This window comes from Nocardioides ferulae (assembly GCF_003660455.1).
In the GTDB taxonomy this organism is placed as follows: Bacteria; Actinomycetota; Actinomycetes; order Propionibacteriales; family Nocardioidaceae; genus Nocardioides; species Nocardioides ferulae.
Genome location: NZ_QZVR01000001.1, coordinates 203,865 through 216,450, shown reverse-complemented (window position 1 = coordinate 216,450; position 12,586 = coordinate 203,865). Strand labels below are relative to the sequence as shown.

Sequence of the window (12,586 nt, the reverse complement as noted above, 5' to 3'; positions counted from 1 at the left end):
ACACCCACTGCCCCGGCAACCCACTGCGCACAGCGTCGGTGCACCACTAGTCTGAGACCCGGCGCGGTACCGGTCTCGAGCCAGCCGGTGGCGCCGGATGAGGGAGACGATGATCGAGAGACATCTCTTCTTGCGGTGCCGGGACGGAAGAGAGAACCTGCTCGCCCCCGCGTTCGACGGGCTCAGTCCCGAGGAGCTGGTGACGGCGAGCGAGGCGGCGGTGCTGCACGCCCATGGCTACCGGCTCACCGCCCAGGACGTCTTCATCGCCCTGGGCGAGCCCTGGGGCACGGTACGCCGCCTGGTGACCCGCCTCGAGACCCGACGGCTGCCGGGCGCCAAGGATCTGCCACCGGCGCGGGCGGACCGGCTCAAGGTCGACGTGTTCCACGCCCGGATGACCCTGACCCCGCCGGACGGGGTCCCGGTGACCTGGGTCGCGTTCCAGGTGGGCGCCGCCCGCCGTTCGCGGCGGCGCGCCGGGCGCCGCTGCGCCGTGGCCTGGCCGGTGCGCGACTGGGCCAAGACCACCATGTCGGGGCTGGTCAAGGTGCCCGGCCCGCGCGGCGACACCGCCCGCCGGCTGGCGGGCCTCATCCGGCTCAGCTGACTCCGACGTTCGGGGCCCTCAGCCCCCGAACGCGTGGGTGGCCGTGACGCCGCCGTCGATCGCGATCTCGGCGCCGTTGACGTAGGCGCTCTCGTCGCTGGCGAGGTAGACGTAGAGCGGCGCGATGTCGGACGGCGTGCCGACCCGCCGCAGCGGCACCTTCGAGGCGCCGAACTCCATCGCCGCGTCGCCGCCGTGGACCCGTGTCATCGGGGTGTCGATCATGCCCGGGTGCACCGAGTTGACCCGGATGCCCTTGGGGCCGAGCTCCATCGCCGCCACCTTGGTCATGCCACGGATCGCGAACTTGGTGGCGGAGTACGCCGCGCACGCGGGCATGCCGGCCAGCCCCTCGACCGAGGAGGAGTTGATGATCGAGCCGCCGCCGTTCTTGCGCATGGTGCGGGCCACCGACTTCATGCCGAGGAAGCAGCCGAGCTGGTTCACCCGGAACACCAGCTCGAACTCCTCGACCGACATCTTCTCGATCTCGCCGAAGCGGAGGATGCCGGCGTTGTTGGCCAGCACGCTGACCGGCCCGAACCGCTCGTCGGTCTGTTCCACGACCCGCACCCACGACGCCTCGTCGCTGACGTCGTGCTCGGTGAAGTACGCCGCGCCGGCCGGCAGCGCGTCGAGCTCGTCGGCGAGCGCTTGGCCGGGCTCCTTGGCGATGTCGGCGATCACCACCTGGGCGCCCTCGGCGACGAAGCGTCGCGCGATCTCCGCCCCCTGGCCCTGGGCGCCGCCGGTGACGATGGCGATCTTGCCGGCGAGCCGGCCCTGCTGTGCGGTCATGGTGGTCTCCGAGGGTCAGACGGTCAGCTGCATGATCGAGTCGGCGGAGAACCCGTGCATCAGGTCGCGCCCGTCGAAGTAGGAGCCGAGCTGCTTGTCGAGGTCGGCGGCGTCCCAGGTGTCGCCGGCGGCGTCGAAGCGCTGCTCGACGACGGGCGCCGCGACCAGCGCGACCATGCCGCCGTAGACGACGAACACCTGGCCGGTGATGTTCTCGGCGGCGGGGGAGGCGAGGTAGGCGACCACCGGGGCGACGTGCTCGGGCGAGTAGGGGTCGAGCCCGTCGGTGGGGCCCTCGCCGAAGACGTCGGCGGTCATCGCGGTGCGGGCTCGGGGGCAGATCGCGTTGGCCCGCACGCCAGAGCGGGCCATCGCCCGCGCGGTCGACATGGTGAGCGCGGCGATGCCGGCCTTGGCCGCACCGTAGTTGGCCTGTCCGGGCGGGCCGGCGAGGAACGCCTCGGAGGCGGTGTTGACGACCCGACCGTAGACCGGGGCGCCGGCCTCCTTCGACTGCGCCCGCCAGTACGCCGCGGCGTTGCGGGAGAGCAGGAAGTGACCGCGCAGGTGCACCTTGACGACGAGGTCCCACTCGTCGTCGGACATGTTGAACAGCATCTTGTCGCGGGTGATGCCGGCGTTGTTGACGACGATGTCGAGCGACCCGAACCCGTCGACGGCGGCGGCCACCATCGCGTCGGCGGTGGCCCGCTCCCCCACGTCGCCCTCGACCACGGCCGCCTCGCCGCCCAGGGCCTTGATCTCCTCGGCGGCCTCGTCAGCGGCACCGGGCAGGTCGTTGAGGACCACGCGAGCACCGGCACGGGCCAGCGCGAGCGCTTCGGCCCGGCCGAGGCCGGCGCCGGCGCCGGTGACGACGGCGACGCGGCCGTCCAGCGAGAGGGGGTCGGTGCTGGTCATCGGTGGATCAGTCCTCCAGGGAGATCGCCGCGCGCGGGCAGGCCGCGACCGCGCGCTTGACGTTCTCGATGTTGTCGGGTGTGGTCTCGTCGGTCTTCAGCTGCAGGTAGTCGTCGTCGTCCAGCTCGAACACCTCGGGAGCCAGCGCCTCGCACAGCGCATTGGACTCGCAGAGGTCGAAGTCGACCTTGATCTTCACGGTTGCCTCCTCATGGGGGTTGGCTGTCGGTGGCCGCTGTCGGCGGCGTCGGGCGGTCAGACCATCTTGCGGTGGTCCCAGCTGGCGACGTGCTCGGGCCGGATGATCACCGCGACCCGCTTGGTGGCCTGCTTCTCGACGGTCGTGCGCCCGAGTTCGCCGAGCTCGTCCATGCTGGACGCGCCGACCATCCGCACCGCGACCCGCGACCCGAGCTCGAGGATCCGGTCGTAGTCGCGGACGATCTCGGCCCGCCCGGTGATCGAGACCCCGCGCAGCTCGAAGTAGTCGATGCCGTCCTCGACCAGCGCGCTGACCCGGGGGTCGCGCTCGAGGTTGCGGATCTTCTGGCTGCGCGCATAGGTCCAGAACACGAGGTTGCCGTCGTCGACGACGTAGAACAGCGTGGACAGGTGGGGTGCGCCGTCCTTGCCGACGCTGGCGACCTGCACCTTGAGGTTCTCGTCGAGGAACGCCGAGATCTCGCCCTCGCTCATCTTCACCGCGTCGCGGCCGCCGGCCATGTCAGCTCCCCTCGCTCGAGTGGCCCGGGAACACGTGTGCCTCGGGGTTGATCACGACGGCGGCGTTGTTGACCGCGGTGGCCGCCTCACCGAAGCCCACGGCGATCAGCCGGACCTTGCCGGGGTAGTCGGTGATGTCACCGGCCGCGAACACCCGGGGCAGGTTGGTGCGCATGCTGGGCTCGACCACGACGTGGCGCTTGTGCACCTCGACGCCCCAGCGCTGGATGGGCCCGAGGTCGGCGACGAAGCCGAGCGCGGCCACGATCGCCTGGGCGGGCCGGCTCACGACCTCGCCGTCGACGGTGATCTCGACGGACTCGACGGTGGCGTCTCCGTGGATCGCGCTCACCTCGGCCTTGGTGAGGATCTCGACCGAGGAGGCCCGGACCTGGTCGACGGTGCGCTGGTGCGCGCGGAACGCGTCGCGGCGGTGCACGAGCGTCACCGAGCGCGCCACCGGCTCTAGGTGCAGCGCCCAGTCGAAGGCGCTGTCACCGCCGCCGACGATCACGACGTCCTTGCCGGCGTAGGGCGTGAAGCTGGGCACGAAGAACTCCAGCCCCCGGCCCAGCCACTCGTCGCCGACCGGGAGCGGCCGCGGGCTGAACTTGCCGATGCCGGCGGTGATCAGCACCGTCTTGGCCCGCACGGCGGTGCCGTCGTCGAGGCAGACCGTGACGGCGTCCTCGGCGTGCTCGAGGGTGCTGGCGGTGCGGCCGAGGAGGTAGTCGGGGTGGGCGGTGGCCGCCTGGGCGACCAGCCCCTCAACCAGGTCGCGACCCTTGACCGACGGGAAGCCGGCCACGTCGAGGATCTGCTTCTCGGGGTACATCGCGGTGATCTGGCCGCCGAGTTCGGGCAGCGAGTCGACCACCGCGACCCGGAGGCCGCGGAAGCCGGCGTAGTAGGTGGCGAACAGGCCGGTGGGTCCGGCGCCGACGACGAGCAGGTCGGTGTCGACGACCGTGCCCGCGGGAGTGGGATGCGAGGTCACGGCGGCGATCCTTCCCTCTCTCGGGCCACGGGCGCCAGAGGCGCGCGCACCGGTTGCCACCGGAACCCGGCATTTCTGAAACGTGTTCTAGTTCGTTATATCAGAGCGCGTCGAGGTCCGTCACGACCCAGTCGCCACCGTCCCGGTGCAGGGACACCACGACCCGGTTCAGGTCGATCCGCTCCTGGGGCAGGTGCTTGCCCTCGGTGGTGGTGTTGACGAAGAGCAGGGCCCGGACGTCGTGCTCGGTCGCGGAGATCGCCGAGGCCGCCACCACGGTGGCCTCCACGACCGCGCGGTTGCGCTTGGTCTGCTCCTCGATGGCGCCCATCGTCTCGTCGTACTCGGCGCGCATGTCCTCGTCCAGCAGCGCCCGGGCCGCCTCCATGTCCTCCTCGAGCCGGTCGTGCCGGTAGCCGAGGATCGTCTCGACCGCCTCGGTCGCCGCGCTCAGCCCGGCGGACTTGGCGCCGTCGGTGCTGATGCTCGCCCCCGCGGCGGTGGGTGTGTTGCCCTCCGCGACGGCCGGCTCGTCCCGTGCGTCGAGCAGCATCCGGGCGACCAGCACGGCGGCGAGCAGCGTGAGCACGCCCAGCACGGCGGTGGTACGCCGGCTCCGCAGCGCCGCGACGAGGGAACGGCGGCGGGGCTCGCCGTCCACGACGGTCTCGCCCCTGCCCCGTCGGTCACTCCCGGTCTCGCTGGCTTCGTCGGGGTCGGACTCCTCGCGTTCGGGATCCACCGACACCGGCGTCGCCGCGGTCGGCTCCTCCAGATCCGCCTGGCACCACCGGCAGCGGATCGCGGCGGCCTTGATGGTCTCGGCGCAGAAGGGGCAGGTCTTCTCCCCCGGGCCGAGGGTGCCGGCTCCCCCGGCGCCGCTGTGCGTCATCGGGCGCTGACCTCCGTGGTCGATCGGGTGGTCTGGGTCTCGCATGCTCACCCCACGAACCGCACGGAGGCGGCCTTCCAGGTGCCGTCGTCACGCACCATGTCGAGCTGCAGGCGGTAGAACCGCGGTTGCTTGGTGCCGTCGGTGGTCACGTTCTCGACCTCGCTGTCGGCGGCGACGTAGACGAGGGCGGAGTCGCCGTCCATCTCGCCGACGCCGATCGCGGCCACCGAGCCGCTCGAGAGCGACTCGTTCTCGCGGGCGGCCTCGATCAGCTCGGGAGCGCGCTGCTCGTACTCCTTCGCGAAGTCGCCGGTGGCCATCGACAGCACCTCGTCGATCAGCGGCTGCATGTCGCGGTAGTCGACCTCGAGGAAGGCCTCGGTCAGCGCTCGGGCCGCCTCGGTGACCTCCCGGTGCTGCCGGGTCAGCGCGTTCGGCTCGTCGCCGCCCCAGTCGGTCGCCGCCGCTCGAACCGCCTCGCGGGCGTCGTCGGAGCGTGCCGCGGTGACCGCGGTCGCGGCCACCAGCCCGACCAGCAGCGCACCGAGCACGCCGTTGACCAGCCCCCACGGCACTCGGCGCTCGCGGTCGGTGGGGAGCTGCGGTTCGCCGGTCGTCACGATCCCTCCATGGGTCCGAGCAGCATCCACTGCCACGAGTCGTCACCGAACATGGTCTGCAGTCCGCCCTGGCTGCCGACGACCACGCCGGAGCCTCGGGCGCCGCCGGCCGATCCGTCCACGACCCCGGTCACCGGGTCGTAGGGGGCGACCCGCGCCGCGCCGCCGCCGTCGAACGAGGGGGCGTACTTCGGGCCGCGCATGTTGTAGGGCGGGCCCTGCTCGCAGTACGCCGGGAAGACCTCGCCGTCGCTGAGATCGGAGGCGGGCCGCCATTCGTTGCTGGGCATGAAGCCGCGGCGGCAGGGGCCAGGCGACTGCGCGAGCTGCAGGTTGATGTGCCCGTAGCCGTCGCCCGGGGTGCCGGTGAAGCCGTTGGCGACGATCTTCGGGAACGTCACCAGCAGCTGCTCGACGGCCGGCAGCCGGGTGGCCACGATCTGGTTCAGCGTGACCAGGTTGCCGATGAAGACGGGCAGGGTGGGCTCCAGGCCACGCATCAGCCGGTCGACCTCCCGGACGGCGGCGCTGCCCCCCTCGAGGACCTGGCGCAGCTCGGGGTCCTTGCCCCGCAGCACCGAGGTGAGCCGGGCCAGGTCGCGGGCGAAGCCGCGCAGGTTCTCACCGTTGCGCTGCTGGGTGCGCAGCACGGTGCGTCCGTCGTCGAGGAGCGCGAAGGTCGCCTCCTCGTTCTCGAGGGCGGCGGTCAGGAACCGGTCGCCGCCGTCGATCAGCCGCTGCAGCGGGTGCGCGGTCTCGTCGAAGGCCTGGCCCAGCTCGGAGATCACGGTGTTCAGGTCCCGTTTGTCGACCGAGGAGACCAGCTCGTCGAGGTCGACCAGCAGGTCGTCCTCCCCCACCGGCAGGCTGCCTTCGTCGCCGACCAGCACGTCGCCGTCCTCGGCGTACGGTCCGTCGTCGTCCTCGGGGACGATGTCGAGGTACTGCTCCCCCACCGCCGAGAGGTTGTGCACGAAGATCTGGGAGTCGAGCGGGATCCTCGCCCCGTCGTCCAGCGCCAGGTCGAGCTCGAGCCCGTCGGCGGTGGGGTGCATGGCGTCGACCTTGCCGACCTTGACCCCGCGATAGGTCACCGCGCTGCCCTCGAACAGGCCGCCGGAGTCGGGCAGGGTCGCCTGCAGCTCGAGCCCGCGCCCGAGGACCCGGTCGACGAGGCCGAGGTAGGTGCCGGTCACGTAGACGATGCCGATGCCGGCGAGCAGCACGAAGGCCACCAGCCGGACGCGTACGCCGCGACTCATCCGAACCCCTTCCCGAGCAGGCCGCCTCCGGTGCCGACCTGGCCACCTGTCCCACGCCGGCCCGGCTGGCCCGCCCGGGGCAGCCCCGGCAGGCCCGGGAGCCCGATGTCGGGCAGCTCGGGGAGGCCGGGGATGTCGGGCAGGTCGATGATCGGCCCGTCGTGGCCGGGGCCGGGCTCGAGGATCTGGGTGAGCCCCTCGAGGGAGACGTCGAGGGCGAACTTCGCGTTGGCGTAGTCGCCCTTGGCGATCTCCATCGCCTCCTCGGGGAACGGGAAGCTGAGAAGCAGCGAGAGTCCGCGCGGCAGCGACTCGCCGGTCTCGTTGAGCTTGGCCAGGATCGGCTGCAGGTGGGCCAGCGAGGCCAGCAGGTCCTCCTTGGTGCCGTTGATGACGCGGGTGCCGACCCGGCCCAGCCGGTCCAGCTCGTCGAGCATGCCGACCAGTTGGCGGTGCTGCTGGTTGAGCACCTTCAACGCCGGTCCGGTGGCGTCGATGGCCTCCCCGATCACGTCGGACTCGCGGTTGAGGGTGCGGGCCAGGCTGTTGAGCGACTCCATCGCGGTGATGATGTCGCCCTTCTGCTCGTCCAGGGTGCCGACCAGCAGCTCCAGCTCGCCGAGCAGGTTGCGGATGTCGTCGGTGCGCCCGCTCATCAGGTTGTTGACCTCGTCGCTGATCTGCTTGATCTGGCCGACGCCGCCACCGCTGAGCAGGAACGACAGGGCGCCGAGCACCTCCTCCACCTCGGGGTTGCGGCCGGTCTCGGACAGCTCGAGGTGGTCGCCGGGTCCGAGCCGTCCCACCGGCTCCCCGGCGGGCGGCTCGAGCGCGATGAACTTCTCGCCCAGCAGGCTGGTCTGGCGGATCTCGGCGACGGCGTTGTCGGGCAGCTCGATGTCCTCGCGGATGCGCAGCACGACCGTGGCCTGCCACCCGTCGCGGTCGACCTCGGCGACCTCGCCGACCGTGACGTCGCTGACCATCACCGGCGACATCGGCACGACGTTCAGCACGTCGTCGAAGCTCGCGGTGACCGTGAACGTCTCCTCGCCGTCGACCGGCCCACCGGGCAGCGGCAGGTCGTAGGCGCCGTCGAAGTCGCAGGCGCTCAGCGTCGTCGCCGCCAGACCGAGCCCGAGCACCGCGCCGAACGGACGCCGCAACGTCGCCCTCCGGCTCACCCCTCGCATCGTCCACGAGGTCATCGCGAGGCACCCCCCAGCAGCTCGCGCAGCGTCTCGGCCGGGACCGCCTCGCCCGGCAGGCGGGCGGTGTCGGCCGGCGCCCGGGCACCGAGGTCGGGCAGCCGCAGGCCCAGCGGCTCCAGCAGCGCCTCGAACAGGTCGCAGACGACCCCGGCCCGGGGCACCCCGGCGTTCTGCACCAGCGCACACAGGAAGCCGTCGATGTCCTCGACGTTCGGCCCGACCTGGATGCGGGCGTTCTGGGAGCCGGTCTTGACGTCGAAGCCCAGCGCCAGGTTGCCGAGGCCGAGCGGGCCCTTCTCGATGGCGGTCGTCAGCGACTCCTGCTCGGCGACCAGCTCGTCGAGCACGACGGTGAGGTCCTCCACCTCGCCGGTCAGGGCCTTGCGGTGGTCTCGCACGAACGCCCGGACGGTGCCCACGGTCCGGGCCAGCGCGTCGAGCATCGCGCCGAGCTCCTGCCGCTCGGCACTCAGCTGCGCCGACGCCCGACCGAGGTCGCCCAGGAAGGCGTTGACCACCCGGTCGTTGCGGGCCAGCGTGCGGGTGAACCGGCCCAGCTGACGGACCGTGGCGAACAGGTCGCCGCTGTGGTCGCCGAAGGTCGTGGCGGCCGCGGAGAGGTCGCGGATCATCTGGTTGGCGGTCGACCCCTGACCCTCGAGCGCCTCGGCGCCGGCGCCGAGCAGGGCGTCGAGGGCCCCGTGGCGGTTCGCCCCCTCGGGGCCGAGGGCGTTCGACAGTGTCGACAGGCTCTCGTAGATGCGGTCCAACTCGACGGGCGTCCCGGTCTCCTCGAGGGGGATGTCGGCGCCGTCGGCCATCACCTTGCCCTCGGTGTACACGGGGGTCAGCTGGACGAACCGGTCGGCCACCAGCGTCGGGGTGACGATGACCGCCTTCGCGTCGGCCGGCACGTCGTACGAGGCGTCGTACTCCATCTCGACCCGGACCGACTCCCCTTCCGGCACCACCGCGGTGACCCGGCCGACGGGGACCCCGAGGATGCGGACCTCGGACTCGGGATAGATGCTCACCGCCCGCGAGAAGTGGGCGGTGACGCTCTTGGTCTCGGCGTCGTCGTCGAGGACGACGAAGCCGGCGGCGACCAGCAGCAGCAGCGCGACGCCGAAGACGGCCGCGCGCGGTGAGAGCGAGAGTCGTGCCATCTCAGTCGTCCCTCTGTCCGGGCAGGAACTCGCCGGCCAGGCCGAACAGGTTCACCAGGTAGGCGTCGAACCAGGGTCCGGTGCCGACCGTGTGGCCGAGAATCTCGGCGTAGGGACCGACCGCGGCCGCGGTCTTGCGGACCTGGTCCTTGCGGTCCTTGAGCAGGGTCGTGACCTGGCGCAGCTCGCGCAGCGCCGGGCCGAGGTCGCGCTCGTTGTCGTCGGCGAGGCCCTCCAGCTCGACCGCCAGCCGGCGGGCGTTGACCAGGAGCCGGTGGATCGCGGCCCGGCGGCGGTCCAGCTCGTCGAAGACCGCGCTGCTGCTCTGCATCAGCCGCACCAGGTCGCCGCGCCGGTCGGCGAGCAGGCCGGTCACGGAGTCGGCGCGGGTGAGCAGCTGCTCGAGCTCGTCGTCGCGGCTGGCCACCGACCGGGACAGCCGGGAGAGGCCGGTGAAGCTGGCCTGGATCTCCGACTCGCTGCCCTCCAGCGTGCTCGCGATGACCTCGAGCGCCTGGCCCAGCTGGCGGTCGTCGATCGACTCGGTGGTCTCGGTGAGGTCGCCCAGCACGTTGACGATGTCGTAGGCGGACTCGGTGCGCTCCAGCGGGATCGTGCCGCCCTCCTCGAGATCGCCCTCGCCCTCGGGGACCAGCTCGAGGTACTTCTCGCCGAGCAGGTTGAGCACCTCCACCGAGGCGGTGGTCTCCGGGCCCAGCTCGACGCCGGGGTCGAGCTCGAAGTCGACGACGACCCGGCCGTCCTCGACCCGCAGCCCGCCGACCCGGCCCACCCGATTGCCGGCGATCTGGACCATGTGCCCCTTGCGCAGCCCGCTGGCGTCGGAGAGCTCGGCGTGGTAGCCGGTGCCGCGGAAGCCGGGGAACTGCTGGAGGTTGAACGCCGCGGCCATCACCACGAGCAGCACGACCAGCGCCACGACGCCGAGCCGGCGGATCTGTGCCTCGCTGCGGTCAGCCATCGCTGCCCCCCGGCTGGCACCGCGGGGCGGTGCTGTGGAAGGAGAGGTCGTTGAGGGCGTCCTGGAGCCAGCCCAGGTCGAGACCGAGGATCTTGGGCAGCTTGATGCTGCCCTCGAAGTCGCAGAGGTAGTAGTTGTACCAAGAGCCGTAGGTGCCGATCCGGGTCTGGTCCGTCATCGCCTCGGGGAGCCGCTCGAGCAGCCCGATCAGCACCTCCTGGGACTCCTTCTCCGACAGCAGCGTCATCAGGCGGCGCAGCCGGGCCACGTCGGTCTTGAGCAGCGGCCGGGCCCGGGTCAGCAGGTCGGCGACGGTGTCGGTGAGCGCGGAGACGTTCTCCACCGAGTCGCCGATGCTGTCGCGGTCGCGGGCCAGGTTGCCCATCCAGTCCTTCATCTCCACCACCAGCGAGGTGAGCTGGCGGCGGCGGTCGTCGACGGTGCCGAGCAGCTTCTCCAGGTTGGTCACCACCTGGCCGATCAGCTCGTCGCGGTCGGCGAGGGTGTTGGTCAGCGAGGCGGTCTTCGCCAGCAGGCCGCGGACCGTGCCGCCCTCGCCCTGGAGGACCTGGATGATGTTCATCGACAGCTCGTTGACCTCCTCCGGATCGAGCGCGGCGAACAGCGGCTGGAAGCCGTTGTAGAGCGCGGTGAGGTTGAGCGCCGGGGAGGTCCGCTGCACCGGGATGGTCGCGCCGTCGTCGAGCCGCTCGGCCTCGGGGTCGCCCTCCTCGAGGGCCAGGTAGCGGTCGCCGACGATGTTGAGGTAGCGGATCTCGGCGCGGCTGGCCTCGGTCAGCGGCACGTCGCTCTCGGCGGTGAAGGTGACCATCGCGCGCTTGCGGTCGTGCAGCTCGACCTCCTTGACCTCGCCGACGGGGATGCCGGCGATCCGGACGTCGTCGCCCTCCTCGAGCATGCTGGCGCTGGTGAACTCGGCGTGGTAGGTCGCGTGGTCGCCGAAGCCGATGTTGCCCATGATCACCGCCAGCAGGCCGGTGACCAGCAGCGAGGTCACCGTGAAGATCAGCAGCTTGACCCCGGCGACGATCGTCGTGGCGTTGCGGGTGTTGGTCATCGCCCCACCCGCGTTCCGCGCAGCTGCGGGCCGTAGAGCAGCGCCGAGAGCGAGCCGAGGCGGTGCACGGGGACGTCGGCCTCGGAGGCCAGCAGCACGTTGACCAGGCGCTGCTCGGCCGGGGTCCCGGCGTACCCCTGGGTGGGGTTGCGGAACGACGTCGGCGCCTCGCGCGTCGAGAACGGGAGCGAGGTCCAGGCGGGGTTGGGGTCGTCCTGGTCGCTGCCGTCCCTCAACGGCGTGGCGACCACGCCGGAGGGGTTCGGCAGCCCCGCGCACCACGGTCCGTGGCCCACCTCGCCGTACTCCGGGCGGTCGCCGGCGTCGTAGGCGGGCCGCTGGGTGGAGCCGAGCTCGAGGATCTGGTTGACCCGCTCGCCGGCGAAGATCTCACCGAGCTTGTCGGTGTAGACGTCGAGGCCGCGCAGCAGGCAGGGGTACTCCGGCGCGTAGGTGTCGAGCAGCCGCAGCACCGGTCGGGTCAGCTGGCCGAGACGGATCAGCCCCGCCTCGTTCTCGCGCAGCACCCGGCCGGTGGTCTGCGCCATGCCCGTGACGTCGCCCAGGAACGAGGCGAGCTCGCTGCTCTGGTCCTCGACGGTGCGCATGGTGACGGTCGCGTTGCGCAGGGTGCGGACCAGGTCGGGGGCGGCCTCCTCGTAGGTGCCCGACACGTCCGCGAGCAGTCGGAGGTCCTCGCGGAGCGTGGGCAGCCGGTCGGTCAGCCGTCCGGTGTAGCCGCCGAGGTCCTCCATCAGCGCGCCCAGTCGCTCGCCGCGGCCGCTGAGCGCCGTGGCGAGCGCGTAGAGCGTGCGGTTGAGGTCGGCCGGGTTCACCGAGCGCAGCAGCGGGAACAGGTTGGACAGCACCCGGTTCAGCTCGACGTTGGTCTCGACCCGGTCCGCGGGCACCACGTCGCCGTCCTGCACCGGCTGGTCCGACGGCTGCTGGGGGTCGACCAGCGAGACGAACTTCTGGCCGAACAGCGTGGTGGGGAGGATCTCGGCGCGGATGTTCTCGGGGATCTGCTCCGCGGCCTCGGGGATCAGCGCCAGCGTGATCACGGCCTGCTCGCCGTCCTGGCTGATGTCGGCGATCCGCCCGACCAGCACGCCGTGGTGGCTGACGTCGCCGTTCTTCGGCAGTTGCAGGCCCGCCTTCTCCGCGTGGAGCGTGATCGTGGTGGCCCGCTCGAACTTCTTGTTGTAGATCGCCACCGACAGCCAGATGAGCAGGGCGACCGACAGCGCGAACACGACGCCGGCGAGCAGCAGCCGGTTGTGCTCGGCACGGGTGTCGTGGTGGACGTTGACCAGCATCGGC

The 12,586-nt window shown here is 71.7% G+C and carries 14 protein-coding genes; 1 reads left to right on the top strand and 13 read right to left on the bottom strand.

The features are described from left to right. Positions 1-109 precede the first annotated feature (109 nt). Complete coding sequence (locus D6B71_RS01015) at positions 110-610, top strand: hypothetical protein (RefSeq protein ID WP_121251132.1); 501 nt, start codon at positions 110-112, stop codon at positions 608-610. 18 nt (positions 611-628) lie between these two features. On the opposite strand, the gene D6B71_RS01010 is transcribed toward D6B71_RS01015, so the two are convergent. The 13 genes from D6B71_RS01010 to D6B71_RS00950 all read right to left on the bottom strand — a co-directional run bounded on the left by D6B71_RS01010 (position 629) and on the right by D6B71_RS00950 (position 12,582). Continuing rightward, the gene (locus tag D6B71_RS01010) at positions 629-1,408 is read right to left on the bottom strand and encodes an SDR family NAD(P)-dependent oxidoreductase (protein WP_121251130.1); all 780 of its coding nucleotides are present in this window, start codon (positions 1,406-1,408) and stop codon (positions 629-631) included. A gap of 15 nt (positions 1,409-1,423) precedes the next feature. Beyond that, a complete protein-coding gene (locus tag D6B71_RS01005) occupies positions 1,424-2,329 on the bottom strand; it encodes a 3-oxoacyl-ACP reductase (protein WP_121251128.1) in 906 nt (301 codons plus the stop codon). Between the two features lie 7 nt (positions 2,330-2,336). Then, a complete protein-coding gene (locus tag D6B71_RS01000; protein WP_121251126.1) occupies positions 2,337-2,528 on the bottom strand; it encodes a ferredoxin in 192 nt (63 codons plus the stop codon). Between the two features lie 56 nt (positions 2,529-2,584). Beyond that, the gene (locus D6B71_RS00995) at positions 2,585-3,052 is read right to left on the bottom strand and encodes a pyridoxamine 5'-phosphate oxidase family protein (protein ID WP_121251124.1); all 468 of its coding nucleotides are present in this window, start codon (positions 3,050-3,052) and stop codon (positions 2,585-2,587) included. A 1-nt stretch (position 3,053) separates the two neighbouring features. Next, positions 3,054-4,049 (bottom strand): NAD(P)/FAD-dependent oxidoreductase, encoded by a 996-nt coding sequence (locus D6B71_RS00990; protein WP_121251122.1) that lies wholly within the window; start codon positions 4,047-4,049, stop codon positions 3,054-3,056. Between the two features lie 100 nt (positions 4,050-4,149). Next, the gene (locus D6B71_RS00985; protein ID WP_126688169.1) at positions 4,150-4,941 is read right to left on the bottom strand and encodes a hypothetical protein; all 792 of its coding nucleotides are present in this window, start codon (positions 4,939-4,941) and stop codon (positions 4,150-4,152) included. A gap of 47 nt (positions 4,942-4,988) precedes the next feature. Beyond that, the gene (locus D6B71_RS00980; protein ID WP_121251118.1) at positions 4,989-5,564 is read right to left on the bottom strand and encodes a hypothetical protein; all 576 of its coding nucleotides are present in this window, start codon (positions 5,562-5,564) and stop codon (positions 4,989-4,991) included. Beyond that, entirely contained in the window at positions 5,561-6,826 is a 1,266-nt protein-coding gene (locus tag D6B71_RS00975; protein WP_121251116.1) for an MlaD family protein, read from the bottom strand. Before D6B71_RS00975 ends, D6B71_RS00980 begins: the two co-directional genes overlap by 4 nt. Next, positions 6,823-8,010 carry an MCE family protein gene (locus D6B71_RS00970; RefSeq protein ID WP_240640911.1) on the bottom strand — a complete coding sequence of 396 codons (1,188 nt, stop codon included), beginning with the start codon at positions 8,008-8,010 and terminating at the stop codon, positions 6,823-6,825. The genes D6B71_RS00975 and D6B71_RS00970 overlap by 4 nt, the downstream gene beginning before the upstream one ends. Before the next feature lie 20 nt (positions 8,011-8,030). Further along, positions 8,031-9,203 (bottom strand): MCE family protein, encoded by a 1,173-nt coding sequence (locus D6B71_RS00965; protein WP_121251114.1) that lies wholly within the window; start codon positions 9,201-9,203, stop codon positions 8,031-8,033. 1 nt (position 9,204) lies between these two features. Then, the gene (locus D6B71_RS00960; RefSeq protein WP_121251112.1) at positions 9,205-10,185 is read right to left on the bottom strand and encodes an MCE family protein; all 981 of its coding nucleotides are present in this window, start codon (positions 10,183-10,185) and stop codon (positions 9,205-9,207) included. Then, positions 10,178-11,263, bottom strand: coding sequence for an MCE family protein (locus tag D6B71_RS00955; protein ID WP_121251110.1), 1,086 nt, complete (start codon positions 11,261-11,263; stop codon positions 10,178-10,180). Before D6B71_RS00955 ends, D6B71_RS00960 begins: the two co-directional genes overlap by 8 nt. Further along, positions 11,260-12,582: an MCE family protein gene (locus tag D6B71_RS00950; RefSeq protein WP_121251108.1), complete on the bottom strand. Its 1,323-nt coding sequence runs from the start codon at positions 12,580-12,582 to the stop codon at positions 11,260-11,262. Before D6B71_RS00950 ends, D6B71_RS00955 begins: the two co-directional genes overlap by 4 nt. Positions 12,583-12,586: the final 4 nt, after the last annotated feature.

Excerpts from the sequence above, each read along its gene's own strand:
- D6B71_RS01015 (WP_121251132.1), top strand. The coding sequence starts at position 110 with ATGATCGAGAGACATCTCTTCTTGCGGTGCCGGGACGGAAGAGAGAAC.
- D6B71_RS01010 (WP_121251130.1), bottom strand. The coding sequence starts at position 1,408 with ATGACCGCACAGCAGGGCCGGCTCGCCGGCAAGATCGCCATCGTCACC.
- D6B71_RS01005 (WP_121251128.1), bottom strand. The coding sequence starts at position 2,329 with ATGACCAGCACCGACCCCCTCTCGCTGGACGGCCGCGTCGCCGTCGTC.
- D6B71_RS00995 (WP_121251124.1), bottom strand. The coding sequence starts at position 3,052 with ATGGCCGGCGGCCGCGACGCGGTGAAGATGAGCGAGGGCGAGATCTCG.
- D6B71_RS00985 (WP_126688169.1), bottom strand. The coding sequence starts at position 4,941 with ATGACGCACAGCGGCGCCGGGGGAGCCGGCACCCTCGGCCCGGGGGAG.
- D6B71_RS00975 (WP_121251116.1), bottom strand. The coding sequence starts at position 6,826 with ATGAGTCGCGGCGTACGCGTCCGGCTGGTGGCCTTCGTGCTGCTCGCC.
- D6B71_RS00965 (WP_121251114.1), bottom strand. The coding sequence starts at position 9,203 with ATGGCACGACTCTCGCTCTCACCGCGCGCGGCCGTCTTCGGCGTCGCG.
- D6B71_RS00960 (WP_121251112.1), bottom strand. The coding sequence starts at position 10,185 with ATGGCTGACCGCAGCGAGGCACAGATCCGCCGGCTCGGCGTCGTGGCG.
- D6B71_RS00955 (WP_121251110.1), bottom strand. The coding sequence starts at position 11,263 with ATGACCAACACCCGCAACGCCACGACGATCGTCGCCGGGGTCAAGCTG.
- D6B71_RS00950 (WP_121251108.1), bottom strand. The coding sequence starts at position 12,582 with ATGCTGGTCAACGTCCACCACGACACCCGTGCCGAGCACAACCGGCTG.